The organism is Thiolapillus sp. (assembly GCF_048562965.1).
GTDB lineage: Bacteria > Pseudomonadota > Gammaproteobacteria > Chromatiales > Chromatiaceae > Thiolapillus > Thiolapillus brandeum_A.
Genome location: NZ_JBHNMF010001425.1, coordinates 1 through 630 on the forward strand (window position 1 = coordinate 1; position 630 = coordinate 630).

1 protein-coding gene is annotated in these 630 nt (G+C 45.4%); it reads left to right on the forward strand.

Going from position 1 to position 630, the window contains the following annotated elements; all coding sequences use genetic code 11:
* On the forward strand, positions 1-184 hold a 184-nt coding region (locus tag ACOCD2_RS24735), incomplete at its 5' end, for a hypothetical protein (RefSeq protein WP_293675587.1).
* Positions 185-630: the final 446 nt, after the last annotated feature.

A 630-nucleotide genomic window follows, 5' to 3' on the forward strand; every position in this document is an offset into this window, starting at 1 on the left:
GAACGGCGCGCCTTCGGTGATATCGGAAGTATCCATTGCTTTCTCCTCTGTCGTGGGATTCGGGGAGAAAGTCTGCACAGGGTCAGGTGTGGAAAATAGGTGTGGATTCTTGGGCGCTTACGAAGCTTTCAAGCCTTTCGGAACGGTGTGGAGGCTTGTCTGTGAAACAGCATTCGACTACTAGTTTCAAAGAAGCAGGCCAATAATTCTCTTTCCATACACTAGTAAATGATTGAAAACATTATGAACTTCAAGTTTAGCCGTTTTAGTGAAAATTTAGGGGCTGTTGTGGAAAAATAGCACTTAGGTCGTACCGTACGTCCAAACTTACTGCTGCAAAACAGGTTTTCTGCCTTGATAACTGCGCATAATGTATATTATGTTAAATCATATGTGGGCAGCACAAAGCTGGAACTACGGGTATTGGACGACAAAGAAAAATCGTAAATATTCTCCAAGAAAATCAGTCAATTCCAAGAACTTTTGTTAATTTGTCGTCCATCGCCTATTTTTAGTCGAGTAGATCGGCCATTGCTGGCTTTCACCCTCACAGAACCGGACGTGCGGATTTCCCGCATCCGGCTCTTCCGAGCAGGTCACCCGGATTGAGCGGGAGCCAATTGTCTGGGC